This window comes from Psychrobacter sp. YGAH215 (assembly GCF_007280595.1).
Lineage (GTDB): Bacteria > Pseudomonadota > Gammaproteobacteria > Pseudomonadales > Moraxellaceae > Psychrobacter > Psychrobacter faecalis.
In genome coordinates, this window is the sequence record NZ_VKLR01000023.1 from 18,930 (window position 1) to 36,909 (window position 17,980).

The 17,980-nt window shown below is 45.2% G+C and carries 12 protein-coding genes; 4 read left to right on the forward strand and 8 right to left on the reverse strand.

From position 1 onward, the window contains the following. Positions 1–87 precede the first annotated feature (87 nt). Entirely contained in the window at positions 88–1,170 is a 1,083-nt protein-coding gene (locus FOR85_RS09985) for a YeiH family protein (protein ID WP_144297812.1), read from the reverse strand. 201 nt (positions 1,171–1,371) lie between these two features. Here FOR85_RS09985 and FOR85_RS09990 point away from each other — a divergent pair, with 201 nt between their 5' ends. Then, a complete protein-coding gene (locus tag FOR85_RS09990; protein WP_144297813.1) occupies positions 1,372–2,304 on the forward strand; it encodes a LysR substrate-binding domain-containing protein in 933 nt (310 codons plus the stop codon). A gap of 139 nt (positions 2,305–2,443) precedes the next feature. On the opposite strand, the gene FOR85_RS09995 is transcribed toward FOR85_RS09990, so the two are convergent. After that, entirely contained in the window at positions 2,444–2,905 is a 462-nt protein-coding gene (locus FOR85_RS09995; protein WP_068403584.1) for a universal stress protein, read from the reverse strand. Between the two features lie 392 nt (positions 2,906–3,297). Here FOR85_RS09995 and FOR85_RS10000 point away from each other — a divergent pair, with 392 nt between their 5' ends. Beyond that, positions 3,298–6,363, forward strand: a complete 3,066-nt coding sequence (locus tag FOR85_RS10000) for an insulinase family protein (protein ID WP_144297814.1) — start codon at positions 3,298–3,300, stop codon at positions 6,361–6,363. Positions 6,364–6,483: 120 nt separating this feature from the next. Here the strand turns inward: FOR85_RS10000 and FOR85_RS10005 are convergent, their stop codons facing one another. Further along, positions 6,484–7,047 carry an NUDIX hydrolase gene (locus FOR85_RS10005; RefSeq protein WP_144297815.1) on the reverse strand — a complete coding sequence of 188 codons (564 nt, stop codon included), beginning with the start codon at positions 7,045–7,047 and terminating at the stop codon, positions 6,484–6,486. A 352-nt stretch (positions 7,048–7,399) separates the two neighbouring features. Next, positions 7,400–7,921, reverse strand: a complete 522-nt coding sequence (locus FOR85_RS10010) for an HPP family protein (protein WP_102077729.1) — start codon at positions 7,919–7,921, stop codon at positions 7,400–7,402. Positions 7,922–8,037: 116 nt separating this feature from the next. On the opposite strand from FOR85_RS10010, the gene FOR85_RS10015 reads away from it, so the two are divergent. Next, a complete protein-coding gene (locus FOR85_RS10015) occupies positions 8,038–8,775 on the forward strand; it encodes a CoA pyrophosphatase (RefSeq protein WP_144297816.1) in 738 nt (245 codons plus the stop codon). 257 nt (positions 8,776–9,032) lie between these two features. Here the strand turns inward: FOR85_RS10015 and FOR85_RS10020 are convergent, their stop codons facing one another. Next, positions 9,033–10,454, reverse strand: a complete 1,422-nt coding sequence (locus FOR85_RS10020) for an oxygenase MpaB family protein (protein ID WP_144297817.1) — start codon at positions 10,452–10,454, stop codon at positions 9,033–9,035. Positions 10,455–10,557: 103 nt separating this feature from the next. Beyond that, positions 10,558–11,760 (reverse strand): Na+/H+ antiporter NhaA, encoded by a 1,203-nt coding sequence (nhaA, locus tag FOR85_RS10025; RefSeq protein WP_144297818.1) that lies wholly within the window; start codon positions 11,758–11,760, stop codon positions 10,558–10,560. Between the two features lie 415 nt (positions 11,761–12,175). Here nhaA and FOR85_RS10030 point away from each other — a divergent pair, with 415 nt between their 5' ends. Further along, the gene (locus FOR85_RS10030) at positions 12,176–12,931 is read left to right on the forward strand and encodes a TSUP family transporter (protein ID WP_144297819.1); all 756 of its coding nucleotides are present in this window, start codon (positions 12,176–12,178) and stop codon (positions 12,929–12,931) included. A gap of 208 nt (positions 12,932–13,139) precedes the next feature. Here FOR85_RS10030 and FOR85_RS10035 read toward each other — a convergent pair whose 3' ends face one another. After that, complete coding sequence (locus FOR85_RS10035; RefSeq protein ID WP_144297820.1) at positions 13,140–14,513, reverse strand: dicarboxylate/amino acid:cation symporter; 1,374 nt, start codon at positions 14,511–14,513, stop codon at positions 13,140–13,142. Between the two features lie 418 nt (positions 14,514–14,931). Then, on the reverse strand, positions 14,932–17,841 hold the full coding sequence (locus FOR85_RS10040) for an acyl-CoA dehydrogenase (RefSeq protein WP_144297821.1): 2,910 nt from the start codon (positions 17,839–17,841) through the stop codon (positions 14,932–14,934). Between the last annotated feature and the right edge of the window lie 139 nt (positions 17,842–17,980).

The following is a 17,980-nucleotide window of genomic DNA, read 5'->3' on the forward strand; positions in this document are numbered from 1 at the left end:
AAATAGTAAAGTCTTAGAACAACAATGCCGACGATTATAGTGATAATCGTCGGCATTTTTAGTTTTATTGGTGCGTAAATAGCTTTTTTACAGTGAAGCGATGCCAATATTGATCAAGCCGCCACCAACGATTAACCAAGTAAACATAATCGCCCCAAGTATCAATGGTTTGACGCCAGCTTGTTTAATGGCACTCATATGGGTGGTCAAACCAAGGGCAAACATTGCCATCGTCAATAAGACATCATCAAGCATGACCATGCTCTGCTCAAAGCTTGCCGTCATCGGTATCCACGTATGCAATACCACCACCAAAATAAAGATAAAGGCAAACCAAGGGACTTTCACTTGTTGCACACGATTTATGAAAGACGGCTTTTCGCCATTATCACTACCGGTTTTGGTTAAGGCAAACGATAAAATCAATAAGAAAGGCGCGAGCATCATCACTCGTATCATTTTTGTGACGACCGCGGTATTGCCAACCTCGGTGCTGACGGCGTTACCAGCGACCACTACTTGTGCCACTTCATGAATGGTTGAACCGGTATATATGCCGTATTGCTGAGCGTTTAGCCAAGGTTGTAGCCAGCCAAGTTGATATAAAAATGGATAGAGCAGCATGGCAATCGTGCCAAAGACCACCACGGTGGCAACGGCAATGGTGACTTTATGCGCTTCGGCTTTGACCACGGGTTCTGCGGCAATCACCGCTGCTGCGCCACAAATACTTGCCCCTGAGCCGATCAATAAGGTCGTTTGCTTATCGACTTTAAGCCACTTTGTACCGAGCCAATAGGTAAGTAAAAACGTTGAGGTTAATACCAATGCATCAGTCATTACGGCGGGCATACCAACGCTTGCGACTTGGGTTAAAGTCAGTTTAAAACCATAAAATATAATGGCAAGGCGCAGTATTTGACCTTTAGCAAAACCAACACCCGCACTTAATTGATCAGAAAAATTTGGATAAATCGTATTGCCAAGTACCATGCCAAGTAAAATTGCTAGCGTCAACGATGACAGACCAACAATGCGTCCATTTGACCATGTGTCTAGGCTGACATTTAACCACAAACAAAACAAGCTCCCAATCAGCACGACAATAAGTCCCATCGCATGACGATTATGCGGGAAGTAATTATTCATGGTTTGTGCCACTGCGTTCATATCGTACGCATCCTATTTTTTATCATCTATAATCGAAATAAGCATAAGCTTATGAATAGACAGTATAAGACAAACCGATTTATAATAAAAACAGATTAATAAGATATAAGCTATCGATTTTTTAGGTTAGTAAGTTGTTGTAGGCTAGGTCATGTCCTAATTAGTTAAAGATAAAAGGCCGGTGAAAGAGGTGATCCAATCATGAAAAAAGTTATGCAGCTGCTACCGAGGATTACCCTTAAGCAGCTATCGGTGTTTGTCAGTATTTATCAAACTGGCAGCACCAGCCGTGCCAGTGAAGAGCTGCATTTATCGCAATCAGCGGTCAGCAGTGCACTCACTGAGCTGGAGGCGCGGTTACAAATGCCGCTATTTGAGCGCGTCGGGCGCAGGCTCAATCAGCATCCAAACGCCCATCCTATCTATATACAGGCACAAGCGATTTTGGGACAAGCTTTAACGCTTGAGCATTATCATAAGCATCAAGCAGGGCAGATTCATATTGGTGCTAGCACGACTATCGGTAATTATGTATTGCCGCCGCTGCTTGCCAAATTGTACGAAGCGCTACCCGATGCCCATATCGATATGTATATTGCCAATACCCAAGAAGTGGTCGGCGAGGTTGAGCAATTAAATATCGATATTGCGCTTGTAGAAGGTATGCCGCGCCCGACAGATATGAAAGTGATTGAGCAGCGCGCTTGGCGGACCGATACCTTGATGGTATTTGCTAAATCTCATAGTAAATGGCTGGCAAACATGGACTATAACCATAAAGAAAAATGCTATGAGCTCAGCGTTGAACGATTGGCAAGGCTGCCATTACTGGTACGAGAGGCGGGTTCGGGGACGCGGCAGATTATCGATGAGCAGTTATTGCAGCATCTACCGCATGCCGAGATTGCCATGGCAATTCAGCAGTCAGAAGCCATTAAGCATATGGTCAGCGCCGATATTGGGCTTGGCTGCTTATCGCAGTATGTCATTCAAGCAGAATTGGATAAAGCAGAGCTGGTGCAGGTGAAAGTAGCAGGTATTGATTTAGCGCGCACGTGGTGGCTGGTGTGGCATAAAGCGCGTCATCAAAGCCCCATTTGGCAGAGTTTTATTGATATTTTGACAGAAGATTGATTTTAGTAGTAAACATAGAGGTATTGGATAGAGTCTCTACTATTTTGATGGATAATAAAACAGCGCACTGTCACACAGTGCGCTTTTCTCAATGAGCTTTTTTAATAACTTGGGAATTATGTTAAGTCTGTTCTTAGCGTTATTTATTAACAGGTTTATCGAGTCGCACCACTAAGCTGTCGCATGGGACGTTTGGCAAGATATTATCTGCCGTCGCGCCACTTAGCCAAGCCGAGATACCGTGGCGCTCATGCCGACCGATGACCAATAAATCAACGTCATGCTTATGGCAATAATTGACGATACCCTCACTGTTAGAGATGGCGGTTGTTACTTCAGAGTTGACCGCGTGCAAGTCGTTACGCTCCAAAAATTGCGCTAATTTGGCGCGTGCTTCTTGGCAGCGTTCATCATCGATTTCATCGTATAAACTTGAGGCAGGCACCAGCTCATAGCCAAAGCCGACCATAGTATCTTTGACGATATGTAATACCGATAATTTGGCGTTCGGACGATTCTCGACGATACGTTTGGCCTTTTGGGCGACCACATCAGCGTCGGACATCAAGTCGGTGACCAATAAAATATGTTCGTAACTCATGAGCTGCTCCTTTTGACAGATGATTTCAACTATAGCACTACTACTGACTGCTGTTAAGTATGCTTTGTTAAATCCACACTATCTTTATGATGTATTGTTGAAGCGTTATTATTTTTCTCCTAGCGCTATCTTGACTTATCAAGCCTTAAGCCCCATCTAGTTTCGTTAGGCAAATCCTTTTTAGCTGATAACTGCCATTCTATTGAAAGATTACCTATATTTTTATAACACTGCTATTTTTATAACTTTTACAACGCTATTAATTTTAGACCAATCAATTTTATAAATATAAACCTTTCCATTTTTGATTGTTTATCCTGAGCTGCTTTATCAGTTAACGGCCACATGAGCGCTTGACGAAGAAGCTATCAGGTTACTCTATAAGGACAACTATGACTGACACGCCATTTACCGCTGATTTAACCCTACATCCAGCGTTTGAGCTGCTTGAGCACCGTCATATCGATGCACTGTCGATGGACGTATTGATAAGCCAGCACGTCAAGACAGGCGCCATGCATTACCATTTGGCGCATCCAAGCGATGAGAATGCCTTTTTGGTCGGCTTTCGTACTCAGCCGATGGACTCAAAAGGTGAGGCGCATATTTTAGAGCACGTGGCTTTGTGTGGCTCTGAAAAGTTCCCTGTCCGCGACCCGTTCTTTTCGATGATTAAACGTTCATTAAACACCTTTATGAATGCCATGACCGCCGCCGATTGGACCGCCTATCCGTACGCGACCCAAAATAAAAACGACTACTTTAATTTGCTGGCCGTTTATCTTGATGCGTCGTTTTTCCCCAATATTCATCCGCTGGATTTTGCCCAAGAAGGCATCCGCGTTGAGTTAGACGAAAACGATAAGCCGCAGTTTAAAGGCATTGTGTTCAATGAGATGAAAGGCGCAATGAGCGGCGAGATTGATCAGTTGTATCATACGGTCGCCCATCATTTGTTCCCAACGACGACCTATCATTATAATTCGGGCGGCGATCCTGCTGATATTCCTGATTTGACCCATCATGAGCTGGTTGAATTTCATCAGAGCCATTATCATCCGTCAAACAGCGTGATCATGAGCTTTGGTAATATTCCGGTTGCCCAAACGCAAGCAAAAATTCATGAAGATGCCTTGGTTCAATTTGAAGCAGGCAAAAAACACGTCTCGCGTCCAGAAAAACGTCTGTCTGCACCGATTAGCGCGGTTGATACTTATACCGCTGACGAAGCCGGTCCAGACCAAACGCATCATGTGGTGGCGTGGTTATTGCCATCGATTACCGATCCCAAGCAGCGTTTGGCACTGCGTCTATTAGAAGGCGTGTTGGTTGAGCATGCTGGTTCGCCCCTGCGTGCGCATTTGGACAGCCATCCACTCGGTAAAGCGCCGAGTCCGCTATTGGGTCTCGATGACAGTCATTATGAAATGGTATTCTATACCGGTCTACGCGGTTCAAACCCTGAGCATGCCGAAGCGGTAGAGCAGGGCATTCTTGATTTACTTAAAGAGGTCGCGAGCAATCCGATTGATGATGAAACCATCGAAACCATTTTGCACCAAATCGAGATTGATCAGCGCCATATCGGCGGTGATAGCATGCCGTATGGTTTAAACCTTATGTTAGAAGGCTTTAGCACGGCGATTCATGATGGCAACCCTATCGATGTGTGGGAAGTTGATGAGCACTTGCAATGGCTGCGTGAGCAAGTCAAAGACGAACAGTGGTTACCGAATTTAATCAAGACCCATTTGCTCGATAATCAGCATCGTGTCCGTGTCACGTTGACGCCTGATAGCGAAAAAACTGCCCGTTTGGCAGCCGCTGAGCAAACCCGTCTTGATACCATTGCGATGGATTTGACCGCTGATGATAAAGCTATCTTAAAACAGCAAGCGCTTGATTTGGCAGCGCGCCAAGCTGCGCCTGATGATTTAAGCTTATTGCCAAAAGTTGGTCTAGAAGACGTGCCAACCGATATCAGCTTTAAACAAGGCACGCAAAAACAAGTAAATTTAAGCGGGCAAGACAGCACCTTATTTGAATATGAAGCCGGTACCAATGGCTTGTATTATTACCAAGTGATAGTGCCGTTGACCGATGCGATTGGTAATCAAGACACCAGCGAGCTACCGGTTAATAAAGTCATCAATCATCCGCTATTGCCGATCTATTTAAGCTTATTGTCAGAACTGGGCACGGACTCGCTAAGCGCTCATGAAATGCAGGCCAAGCAAGCGGCGCATTCATCAGGAGTGACGGCGCGTATCAGTCAACGTACCAACATCGATGACAGCCAAGCGATTAGCAGCTACTTTGTTGTGGCAACGCGCGCGCTAAATCGTAAACCTGAAGCGATTGATTTGCTTAAAGAAGTCATGGAGCACAGCGTCTTTAGCGAGCATAACCGTATTAAAGAGATTTTGCAGCAGCGCGCAGCTGGTTGGCAATCAAACCTTGCCGGTTCTGGGCATTCGTATGCGATGCAAACCGCCAGTCGCGGCATGAGCCGTCAAGCGCAGTTAGAATATGTGCGTAGCGGGCTGCCAGCATTGAACGCGCTAAAAGACTTCTTAACCCACGCCAGTAGTGACGATAGGCAGTGGGATAAATTGGCAAGCAGTTTGATGGATTTACATCAGCGTATAATAAGTTTGCCGAAACACGCCGTCATTATCTGTGAAGCCGAGCAAACTGAACGTTTAAGTAATTTAATTGTTGAGAGCTGGAAAAACAGTAAAGCGTCACAAATTGCGGAAAAATTAAGCAATACTGAAACGGCTATTGAAGCGAGCATTCCAAGTGAGTTTGCAGATTTACAGTTAGACTCGGCGCTCAATGGTAAGAATGATGGCGCTCAATTAGAAGAGGTTACTGCTGACGATTTGGCGTGGCTAGTGCCGACCAACGTTTATCATAATGCCAGCGCTTATACTGTACCAGCCGCCGACCATCCTGATACGGCAGCATTAATGGTGTTAGCGCCGTATCTGCGCAATGGTTACTTGCATAGTGCCATTCGTGAGCGCGGCGGTGCTTATGGCGGCGGTGCAGGTTACGATGCCAATGCTTGTGCCTTTAAGTTCTTTAGCTATCGCGATCCGCAGTGTGCTGAAACTTTTGCCCATTTTGATGCCAGTATCGAATGGCTATTAAACGAGCCGCAAACCGATGAGCAATTAGAAGAAGCTATCTTGGGTATTATCTCAGGCATGGATAAACCAGGCTCTCCAGCAGGGGAGGCGGTAAAAGCCTGCTTTGCCAATCTGCATCATCGCGGCGTCGACTGGCAGCGTAAAATGCGCGCGGCGATATTATCTGTGACGGTTGCTGACTTGCAGCGCGTCGCTAAGCAATATCTGCAAGGACAAAAACACGTGCGTGCCGTATTAGCACCCTATGATAAAGAAGAAGCCGTAAAAGAGTTAGGTTTTAACGTTTGTAAAATTAAAAGCTAGTTGTTAATTTAGCGCAAAAACAGTCATCGCAAATCATTGACTGTATAAAAAACCGCCGCTCTCAGTGTTTGTATTGAAAGCGGCGGTTTTTATTGCCAGTAAGTATTTTAAAAAGTTGTATTAATAACGCTTAATCGCTTGGTCTTTGCCAATCAAATCTTGATGAATAGGGAAGTCGTTATGGTCGTCAAACTCCTTGCGGTCGGCAAAGTAGCTTTTTAAGGTACGGCGCACGGCTTCAAAGGCAAGCTTATCCCACGGGATGTCTTCTTCAGCAAATAACGCGCAGTCCAGACTTTCAGAGCCAATACCGTAAGCGCCGTCTTTTAACTCGGTGATATAAATGCTATAGATTTGCCCGATATCGGGGATATCATATAAGCAATATAAATGCGGGTTGATAACCACTGCTTCCGCCTCTTCAAAGCTTTCACGCGCCGCGCCTTCTGCCATGGTTTCGCCGTTTTCCATAAAGCCTGCAGGCAGCGTCCATAAGCCATATTGCGGCTCAATTGCACGGCGGCATAGCAGCACTCTGTTTTTGTGCACGACCAGTGAGCCACAAATCACTTTTGGATTTTCGTAGTGAATATAATTGCAGTTTGGACATACCAAACGCGGCATATTATCGGTGGCTGGTATTTTGCGTTCTGCTTCATGGCCGCATTGTAGACAATAGCGCATATCAACTGCCTTATATAAGATAAACGAAAGATGGAAAAAAGGTTATCGATGTTGTAAGAATTGTAATTCTTATGTTATGACGTTCGCTTGTCAGCTGGCATCATAGCTATGAAGCCTAAGATAACACAAATTTCCATCGCACTGGCCGTGATAATAAAAAGCACACATTTTTGCTAAACTGATGGTAGCTAGGCTTACGTTTATGAAATAAGGCTTTTGAAGCGTCATTGTCAGCGCTGCGATTACGCATCAGTCCAGTCACATAAAGTATATGCAGCCGCTTTTAGATTGCGTTAGTCTAGACTAGACTGATGTTAAATAATAAATGATGGCTGTATATTGAAGGGTGGATTCACCAATAACGCGGATAATGGCGGCCGCGACCGATATTGTTATAAATCAGCGCCACTGCGACCAAGGCAAGCGCACCGATTAGCGTAGGGGTGACTAAAAAATGCCAGTTGACGCCGCCGAGCATGACGATTAAGGGATTAGAGCCGGCGGGTGGATGCGGTACGCGCAGCAATAGCATCAGCGCAATCGCTGTACCGACCGCTAGCGACAAGCTCCACCACTCGATACCAAACAAGGTCAAGAACGATAGCCCCGTAAAAGTGGTGATAAGATGACCGCCAACGATGTTTCTAGGCTGGGCAAATGGACTCTCTGGATAGGCAAAAATAAGCAAACAGCTGGCACCAAATGAGCCCAAAATCATAGCGACATTTTGCCAGCTGCCCAGTAGCGCCAGTATGGCGGTGGCGAAAGTACCGCCAACCCAAGCAAGGGCAATGATAATTAATGGCAATCTTTGCGGGCAATCATCGGTTTTGCCCTGCATTTTATTTAATGAAAAAATCTTATCCACAAACATTTCCTAAAAACATGTAATCTTAAAGTGCTTACTTGCGTAATCAGCATCTTATTTAATGGTTATTTATGTTTAACGGCATTGATGCTTGATACTGATAAAAACATAGGGCAATAATAATGTTACTCCCCCCGCAGTCTGTCCATTTCGATGAATTTTCCGTCGCTGTGCCAGACTTTATTCGCTATCCCACTATTAGAAAGTTGGCGGAACGCGTGCAGCATGAGACCTTAAATGCGGTCACCAATCCTGCGTTATACCATAGCTCTCATACTTCTCTTAGCGAGCGTATTTTAGAGAGTCTGTATCAGACACCGATTGCTGATGCCTCGGTATTGGTTGCCATCACTCATGAGCGCCATCCAAAGCTGCTACTGACGCGCCGCGCTGCGCATATGAACAGTCATGCTGGCGAAGTCTCTTGCGTAGGCGGTAAACATGACGCCAGTGACGGTAACAATGTCATCACCGCCTTGCGTGAAGCCTGCGAAGAGACCGCGCTACCACCCAATAAAGTGCAGCTACTTGGTCAATTACCGATTCAAACCTCTAAAAGTGGCATGAGTGTGCGTCCTATTGTGGCGCTAATTGCGCCAGATTTATTGTTAGTGCCGGAGCTTGATGAAATCTCGCGTATTTTTTGGGCAGATTTTGAAACCTTGCTGACGCAGCCTACCGTTGAGTATGCGATAGAGTATACGATGCAAGATCAGACCGCGACCATCCTCACGCCAAGCTGGCAAGTAGATGGCGAAACAATATGGGGTCTGACAGGACGCGTCATCGCCAGCTTGCTAGAGACGGGGTTTGATCGGCAGCTTGAGTGGTATTACCGCATTCAAGATACGCGTAATTAATACGTCAGTCGCTTGCGGTGATTTATTGAATTGTCTACAGTAAAACCATTTTCTTATCAAACCAAGCGCGTCTTTTGCGGATTTATTATAGTTATTGTAGAGGCGGTTGATAATGGCTTGATATATTCTATTTACTACTAATAATATTCGACTTATGCCCTCTGGTTATGGTTATAGATTTGCATAATATTATTCGTTATTGGTTTTATCTAATACTGAGTGATTATTCTTCTTAGAGTATCTGTAATTAGCACAAGTTATTTATAATAATCGTCATTTTTCTTTAACCACCAATTCATATTATCTTGGCGTTTAGCACGGAAGGCTTCTAATTTTTCAGCCACACTTTGATTGTGTTGGCGTGCCGTATCGAGCGCAAAGAGAATCGGCACTGACGATAAGACGCCAAAACGGATTTTCGATTTTGGCAAATCCAGCCCATCGCCGATATCATCACCGACCAAGGTACGAGTCACGCTGGCATTGACCATCTCAACAAAACGCCCCCGTCGATTGTCTTCGCCCATCAGCTGACGCGGTAAATCGTGCAGGGCTTTTGCCAGTGGCTGACCCATTTTAAAATCAAGTTGCTGAACTGATAAATAGGTATAAAGCCATTCCCAACAAGCGGCTTCATCCTTCGGTAAGCGCTGTAAATCAACGCCCATCCAATAGCTGGCAAGATTCCATAGATGTAAGATACCTTCGGCTTCCTCGCCGCTGATACGGGCACCAAGCAGCCGTAGCCCACGCATAATCAATAATGAAAACTGCAAATGGGTAGCAATCATATCGGTTTGATTGATAGGAATACCCCAATAGTCGGTGTTCCAGCTGCCATCTACATTGTGGTGTTGGTCGGCATCGGGTATGACACCTTTAGCGGCATTGCCTTTACCTCTGAGCAAGTTTTGCCGCACCGTCGTGTGAATTTGCCGCACCTTGATAGACTGCCGCCAGCCTTCTGAGCCAATTGCCAATACCTGCTTAATCGGTTGACGGTTATTATAAGAGCTAGAATTTAGTTGTGGGTGTTCAGAGACGGCTAGAATATAGGCATAAGTACGCATCAAGCGCGGTAGGGCGTCGTGCATTAAGGCGCCCGTTTGAATGAGCGGCAGGGAGAGGGCGGGAATACTATAGCCGGCCATTAGCGCGACATTGCGCAATAGCCAAATGAGCATCAGCGGATAACGTCGATAAGCAACTGCGCCGATTTGTGCAAGCTTGGGGTCAAACCAAGCAGGATGGCTGCTAAATTGCTCGGTTAAGGTATTAAATGCAGGGTTGCTTAGAAGGGTAGCATCGAAGCTGCTGCCATTTCTATCGCTACTATTACTATCGCCACCATTACTATCGCCACCATTACTATCGCTTAAGATAAATTGCTGTAAAGGCTTGGTAAAACGAATACCGTCAGCGGCCAACGCATCGGCTAGTGGATCGCCAATATCGTAGCCGGCAACCATTTCTTCCAATAACTCTTGCGAGATAACAAAGTCTTTTGGCAATAAATAACGCTTAATGCGCTTTAAGACTTGTAGGTCGCTATGGTCGTCAATCGCCGTCGTGCGTCCATGGCGTTGGTAAGCGTGAATTGCCGGGTTAGGGTCAGCTTTTTGCCGAGCGCTGGCGCTATTGGCTTTGGCATTTTCTTTAGCGATATCGATGGGACCCATATGATTAGCTACTTTATATCGTCTGCTTTTATCCACTCATCTTAAGCGCATTAAGCGACTTATTTAGCGTGATAGCCATAAGTCGCTCACGCTTAATGAGTGCTTAAGAATGATGGGTTAAGTCCACCGAGGTATTGCTGACCTCTTCTTTTAAGGTGGCTTTTAGCATCAAGTAACCTGCGATACCAGATACGATTGAACCCATAATGATACCTAGGCGCTCATCAAATAATGGTGTCGCGCCGCCAAAGGCCAGACCACCGATAAACAAACTCATGGTAAAGCCAACGCCGCAAAGTAACGCTGCGCCGTAGATTTGCTTAAAGGTCATGCCCTTTGGCATAGTAGAAATACCCAGTTTGAAAATCAACCAGCACATCAGCATGATGCCTACTTGCTTACCGATAAACAATCCGGCAGCAATACCCAGCGGCACGGAATGAAATAGCTCTGCAAAGCCTGCGCCCTTGAGCGATATACCTGAGTTGGCAAAGGCAAATAATGGCAGAATCCCGTAAGATACTGTGTTTTGTAAGTCGTGCTCAAGCTCTTCAAGTGGAGAGTGTTCAGGGTCAGTACGGTCAAATAACGGAATGAATAACGCGAGTACCACCCCAGCTAAGGTCGCGTGAACGCCAGACTTGAGCACGGCAATCCACATAATCACCCCGATTAATATGTAAGGGGTAATGCTGGTGACGTTACGGCGATTGAGTAGATATAAGAACGGTAAACATAAAGCAGCGATAGCCAATGAACCAAGTGATAAGTCGCTGGTATAAAATAAAGCGATGATTAAAATAGCACCAATATCATCAAAAATAGCGATGGATACCAAAAAGACTTTGAGTGAGTTTGGTACACGATTGCCAAGTAGGCTTAAAATACCAAGGGCAAAGGCAATGTCGGTCGCCGCCGGAATTGCCCAACCTTTCCAAAATTCAGGCTCATTATAGTTAAAAATCAGGTAGACGATAGCAGGCATAATCATGCCGCCCAATGCCGCGCCAGCTGGTAAGATAATTTGTTTGACGTTAGAGAGCTCGCCGATGAGCACTTCGCGCTTGAGCTCAAGACCGACTAAAAAAAAGAACACTGCCATCAGACCATCGTTGATCCAATGATGGGCGTCTTTTGCAATCTCAAAGCCACCGATTTGAATGGCAACGGGCGCGTGAATAAAAGACTCATACCAAGTGCTAAGAGAGGTGTTGGCAATAATCATTGCCGCGATAGCTGCCAGCGCTAAGACAATGCCGCCTGACGCTTCGAGGTTGAAAAATGCTCTGATTCTTTGTATTGCCATATTATCCTCATTGACTCAATAAAACGTGCTAAATCATTCAAAAACTTCAAATTTCTAAATTGTTCTGGCTTGCTTACTTTCCTGCTTTGGCTTCCTTAAGTGCATTTCGCCGAGCCATAAACCCTCATCATTCATGCTGCCCTTATCATTAAAAATGACGCAGCAGACCGATGGCTCTAGTTTCTCACAATCTTATTCATATAAACAATTAAATACGTTAACGGTTTTATGCGGTTTTTTTAAACAGGCGAAGCCTACCAAAAGGCGTACTGATAAAGCCGAGAATATAACAAATCTAGCAGACTTTGCTAGGTTTTTGGTTTTTTTTACGGTTTTATCTTTATAATGAGCGCCTTTACACAAATCTTAACGTTGCGTTTGCTTTTTTATACCCCAAATTTTCAAGGTTAGTTTCATGGACATATCACTCTCTATCGAGATTATTTTAATGCTGGCGGCGGTTGCGGCACTGGCAGGTTTTATCGATGCTATCGCGGGCGGTGGCGGTTTATTGACCATTCCTGCCATGCTACTTGCCAATATCCCGCCCGTGCTAACCTTGGGCACCAATAAGTTACAAGCGGCATCAGGTGCGCTCGCGGCGTCTATTACCATGATTAAAAAAGGTGTTATCAAGCCTAAAAGTATCAAATTTGCGATCATCGCCGCTTTTCTTGGTTCGGTTATTGGGACGATTGCCGTACAGTTGTCGCCGCCTGATTTGTTAGAAAAACTGATTCCGTTTTTGATTGCGGCGATTGGTATTTATACTTTATTTGCCCCAAGGCTAGGTGAAGTTGAGGCCGCACCACGTATCTCAGAAGGCACGTGGCAAAAAGTAGTGGCGCCCTTAATTGGGTTTTATGATGGTTATATGGGACCGGGTACGGGGATGTTTTTTGCTTTAGGAAATGTGGCGCTGCGTGGTCGTCAAATTATTGAAGCAACGGGCGCGGCAAAGGTGCTGAATTTATCCACCAATATTGGCTCGCTTATTTTCTTTATCTTGGGCAGTAATGTGCTGTGGAAAGTGGGACTGGCAATGATGGTTGGGCAGACGATTGGCGCTTATTTTGGCTCGCATATGGTCGTTAAAGGCGGCAGTAAACTTATTCGTCCAATGATTGTGTTGGTTTGTTTGGCAATGCTAACCAAATATGTGCTTGGTTAACGATAGTTATTTGGAGGTTAAGATAGTCTTTATAATTTAAAAAAGCTTTATTCCAGCAGTATCGTCACGGTCTTAAGTTATTTCATCTATATATCAATTTCCAAACCCTTACTCAAGACAGAAAAAACCTCAGTCCACATTTGGCTGAGGTTTTTATTATGCATTTTTATAAGTGACTAATTGATATTACCCGCCAGCCATGCTTGACCTAGCCACGTTTAATATCGTCGTATTCACTGCCCATAATGCCATCGCTAAAGACTTCAGAGAATTCGCGCTCGCTGTTTTCATCGATATGACCATCGAATACGTCTTTTGTACCCGCATCAGGGTCGTTATAAATGGCCAAATCCATCTTACCTTCTGACTTTGCGACGATAGCGGTCACAGCGGCATCGCCACTGACGTTGACGGCGGTACGTAACATATCAAGGATACGGTCAACCCCTAAGATAAGACCAATGCCTTCAATCGGTAAGCCTACTTGCGCAAATACCATCGATAGCATAATTAAACCAACACCTGGAACGCCCGCCGTACCAACAGAAGCAAGTACCGACATCAAAATGACGGTCAAATACTCGGTGATGCCCAAATCAATGCCATAGATATTGGCAATAAAAATGGTCGCTGTTCCCTGCATGATGGCGGTGCCATCCATGTTGATGGTCGCACCAAATGGTACCGTGAACGACGCAACAGAGTTATTGACCCCCATGCGTTTGGTGACGGTACGCAAGGTAATCGGAATCGTCGCATTTGAGCTTGAGGTACTAAACGCAAAAATCTGTACTTCGCGCATTTTTGTTAAAAAAGTTCGCACCGAGAGGCCTGAAGCCAGCTTCAGAACAATCATCATGGTCACAAAGAAATGGAAAGCAAGCGAGCCAATCAATACCGCAACGTAACCAAGCAGCGACCAGATAAGGTCTAAGCCAAGCTCTGACATGGCTTTTGCTAATAGCGCAAACACACCATAAGGGGCGAGGTTCATAATGATGGTCACCATTTTTAAGATGACTTCGTTAATAAGCTCCAAGCTTTGCACCAAGCCTTTGGCAGGCTTACCAACCATCAAGATACTGATACCGATTAAGATAGCAAAGAAAATAATCGATAACATATCGCCATTTGCCATCGCGCTGATGGGGTTGGATGGGATAATGTTAGAAAATACATCGAGCAGAGGCGGTGCTGACTGCGCTTCAAATGCCGCTTCCGTCTCGATATCCATGCCTTTACCGATACCAAACAGCACGCCAAGACCAATCGCCGTCGCAATAGCCAGCGCTGTTGTCATCATATAGATAAAAAAGGTCTTGGTACCGATACGACCAAGCAAGCGAATATCACCGATGCCGCAAACCCCACAAATAAGCGAAATCAGTACCAAAGGCACAACCAGCATTTTTAGCGAGTTAACAAACAGCTTACCGATAATGGCAAATAAGCCATTGGTCACATAGTCACTAACAAAGCTGCCTTCGGTATTTAATCCTGAGTAGTTGATAAATAAACCCAGTATGATACCTAGCACCATGGCAACAATAATCTTGCCCGTTAATCCCATATTCTTCCACATAACTACTGTCCTTGGTTGCCGTAACGCGCAGCCATAAATACGCTACTTAGTATATAAGTATCGTTTTTATGCCTATTTTCGTTACGTCTAAAAGTTTGTTATCTGTCTCTGAAGTCAGATTTTGGGGACAATATAAAAGAATTGTTGGGGTGACTGCAAGAAATATTTATGATTAAAATAGCGTGAGAGAATAAATGCACGGTATTTTAATTTTATTTATCATCAAAAATTTTTAGATTAAATTGAATAACATAAGCAATTTTTGAGTCAATTTATTGGTAGTAGTTGGGGTATAAACAAAAAAGCAAGACCATTCATATTGAATAATCTCGCTTAAGGGCGAACCGATTATGAGCAAAAGTTGGTCTTAGCAGTTTTATATCGTGACCGTTTAAAACTGCAATGACTTCACACCTTTTTATATCTTGTCATTTTCGTCACGACGTAGACCATCTTGCCATTCAGCATGATTGTCAGATTTTGCTACGCCGTTTTCTATCTCATTCTGTGTTGTGTCAGCATGCGAGTCCGTTTTATGCAGGCTATGGTTATAGCTCATACGCTCGCTCAGATGGGTTTCTGCATCACGGCGACGCGGATCAAGCGCTTCTGCATCAGGATTTGCATCCTTAAAGTCGGCTTGTTCTTGCACTTCTTCGACTGTATCTTGCTCACTGACCATTTTGACATCACCATCACTTTCATAGCCGTGGTCAGGGTTGTCATCGCCCGTTGATTCTTGCTTATCGGCTGTGACCGCATCAGCTGTCTGCGCAGAATTATCTGTCGCAACGCCGTTACTTGCTTGTGCTTGGCTTTTTAACTGCGCATAGTCGGTGAGTTTATGTACCGCATTATCCAAACTGTGCGGATTATCACGGGGTTGCGCTGCGGCTAAATGCTTATCAAAGACATCGGTTAATAAGGAATCAAAACGTATGGCATTATAGCGAATCAGCTGCTCCGCCTCTGCTTCGGTAATAACGCCATTTTGGCTGGCATAAACCACATGATCCTCAAAAGTCAGACCCTCGAAATGGTCTTTATGCTCCGCCTTTTTAAATTTCTGCCATAAAGGCTCTACTTCGAGCAAGGTTTGATAGGCGTTTTCCATACGCCCCATGACATCATCAGGTTCGGTGTTGTAATACACCATGGTTTTAAGGTAATCACGGAATGGATTGGCTTCAAAGTCATCCATAAAGTTATCCCCCAATTGGCGTTTGAGCTCATCACTCACTGGGGCAAAGATACGCCCACTTGGGAAGGTGACAAAGCTGACCAAGCTTGCTGCCATGCGATTTGGGAAGTTGGCAAACAAAGACAAGAACGCTTCTTGAATAGTATAAAGGCTATTTTTTAGCGCCACTTCTGCATGTAAGCGCTCGGCTTCTGACTTAGAACCGTATTCGTAAAATTGCAAAATAGCTGTACAGATAAATAGATGGGCGTGAATATCTGCTAAGCGCCCAGAGAGCATCTCTTTACGTTTTAAATCACCAGCGAGTAGACCTAACGCCATATCAGCGGTCAGGGCAAATCCTGCGCTCAAACGATTGATGTCTTTATAATAAGGGCGGGTAAAGCTATCGGCAAAGTTTGGCGCATGACTGCTACCACCGACATAACCTGCGACAAAAGCTTTGGCGCCGCGATTAAAGGTATAGCCCAAATGTTTAAAGAATAAATTATCAAAATCTTTAAGCGCGCCTTCTTTATCGTCACTTTGCAGCAGTTGTAGCTCATCAAATAGATAAGGGTGGCAACGCATCGCCCCTTGACCAAAAATCATCAACGAGCGCGTTAAAATATTTGCGCCTTCAACAGTGATAGAAACAGGGATGGCTTGATAGGGAATTGCTAGAAAGTTGCGCGGGCCCATTTGTACGGCGCGACCACCGACGACATCCATGCCGTCGTTAATGACGTCACGCATGGTTTCAGTCGCATAGTATTTTGCCATTGCCGTCATGACCGATGGCGTGCCACCTTGGTTTAGACCACAGGTAACCAGATGACGAAACGCTTCAAGCATGTAAGTGTTACTTGCCATGCTGCTGGTCACGTCCTGAATGCCTTCAAATTTACCAATCGAGATTTTGAATTGCTCGCGAACTTTTGCAAACGCCCCAACGGTCAAATAGGCAACTTCACTGGCCGACGTTGACAGCGCTGGCAAGGAAATGCCGCGGCCAACGCCCAAGCATTCCATCAGCATCCGCCAGCCGCGCCCAGCGTTTTCGACGCCGCCGATAATATAATCGAGCGGAATAAAGACGTCAGTGCCATCTACCGTACCATTCATAAATGGCGAGCCAACTGGATTATGTCGCGGTCCGGTGATGACGCCTTCGTGACTGGCAGGCACCAATGCACAGGTAATACCGTAATCGGTCTTTTTAGGGTCACCAAGCAGACCTTCTGGGTCATACATTTTAAAGGCTAAGCCAACGACGGTAGCGATAGGCGCTAGGGTAATCCAGCGCTTAGAAAAATTCATACGCAGACCGAGTACTTGCTCGCCTTCATGCATGCCATAGCAAACCACGCCCGTATCAGGAATTGCGCCAGCGTCAGAACCCGCCTCAGGGCCGGTCAAACCAAAACAGGGGATTTCATCACCTTTGGCAAGACCCGGTAGCCAGCGTTGCTTTTGCGCATCGGTGCCATAATGCATCAAAAGCTCACCAGGGCCAAGTGAGTTTGGCACCATACAGCTGACAGCAGCGGTCGGTGAGCGCGAGGCAATCTTACTCATCACGCGGCTTTGCGCATACGAGCTAAACTCCAGTCCGCCATATTCTTTTGGAATGATTAAGCCCAAAAAGCCATTGTCTTTGATAAAGCGCCACGCTTCTGGAGACAACTCTTTATCTTCGTGGTGGATTTTCCACTCATCAAGCATCGCGCACAGCACTTCGACTTCATTATCAATAAAGCTTTGTTCTTCTTCTGACAATTCAGGATACGGGTATTTAGCAAAGGTATCCCAATTTGGCGCGCCCATAAACAGCTCTTTTTCCCACCAACTGGTACCAGCATCGAGCGCTTCACGTTCGGTATCACTCATGCTTGGCATGGCGCCGCCCAAAGCTTTATAGACGGGCTTGGTAATCAATGATTGGCGCAGCGGCGCGATGAGCAATACTAAGCATAGTAGCGCTAACGGTATGCCTAAGATGAGCGACCATGAACTGATAAAGGCGGTGACGAGGACGGTAACAAGGGCGACGATACTACCGGTGACACGCGATAAGGATAATAAAAAGATGGCCAAGACCATGGCTAACTGAATGAGGATTGCCAAAATAAAAAAGCCAATGGCCATGACTGTCTCCTTTATAACGCTGAATGCACAAGCGTAAAATTTAAATGGATAAAAACTGATGGAATAATTCTAATTGTTATTTTATTTTTCCATCAGATTTTTTATGCGCTAAGTTAATGTATATGACAAAATAAATGCC

Excerpts from the sequence above, each read along its gene's own strand:
- FOR85_RS10005 (WP_144297815.1), bottom strand. The coding sequence starts at position 7,047 with ATGCGCTATTGTCTACAATGCGGCCATGAAGCAGAACGCAAAATACCA.
- nhaA (WP_144297818.1), bottom strand. The coding sequence starts at position 11,760 with ATGGCAATACAAAGAATCAGAGCATTTTTCAACCTCGAAGCGTCAGGC.
- FOR85_RS10020 (WP_144297817.1), bottom strand. The coding sequence starts at position 10,454 with ATGGGTCCCATCGATATCGCTAAAGAAAATGCCAAAGCCAATAGCGCC.
- FOR85_RS10015 (WP_144297816.1), top strand. The coding sequence starts at position 8,038 with ATGTTACTCCCCCCGCAGTCTGTCCATTTCGATGAATTTTCCGTCGCT.
- FOR85_RS10040 (WP_144297821.1), bottom strand. The coding sequence starts at position 17,841 with ATGGCCATTGGCTTTTTTATTTTGGCAATCCTCATTCAGTTAGCCATG.
- FOR85_RS09985 (WP_144297812.1), bottom strand. The coding sequence starts at position 1,170 with ATGAACGCAGTGGCACAAACCATGAATAATTACTTCCCGCATAATCGT.
- FOR85_RS09995 (WP_068403584.1), bottom strand. The coding sequence starts at position 2,905 with ATGAGTTACGAACATATTTTATTGGTCACCGACTTGATGTCCGACGCT.
- FOR85_RS10035 (WP_144297820.1), bottom strand. The coding sequence starts at position 14,513 with ATGTGGAAGAATATGGGATTAACGGGCAAGATTATTGTTGCCATGGTG.
- FOR85_RS10010 (WP_102077729.1), bottom strand. The coding sequence starts at position 7,921 with ATGTTTGTGGATAAGATTTTTTCATTAAATAAAATGCAGGGCAAAACC.
- FOR85_RS10030 (WP_144297819.1), top strand. The coding sequence starts at position 12,176 with ATGGACATATCACTCTCTATCGAGATTATTTTAATGCTGGCGGCGGTT.
- FOR85_RS10000 (WP_144297814.1), top strand. The coding sequence starts at position 3,298 with ATGACTGACACGCCATTTACCGCTGATTTAACCCTACATCCAGCGTTT.
- FOR85_RS09990 (WP_144297813.1), top strand. The coding sequence starts at position 1,372 with ATGAAAAAAGTTATGCAGCTGCTACCGAGGATTACCCTTAAGCAGCTA.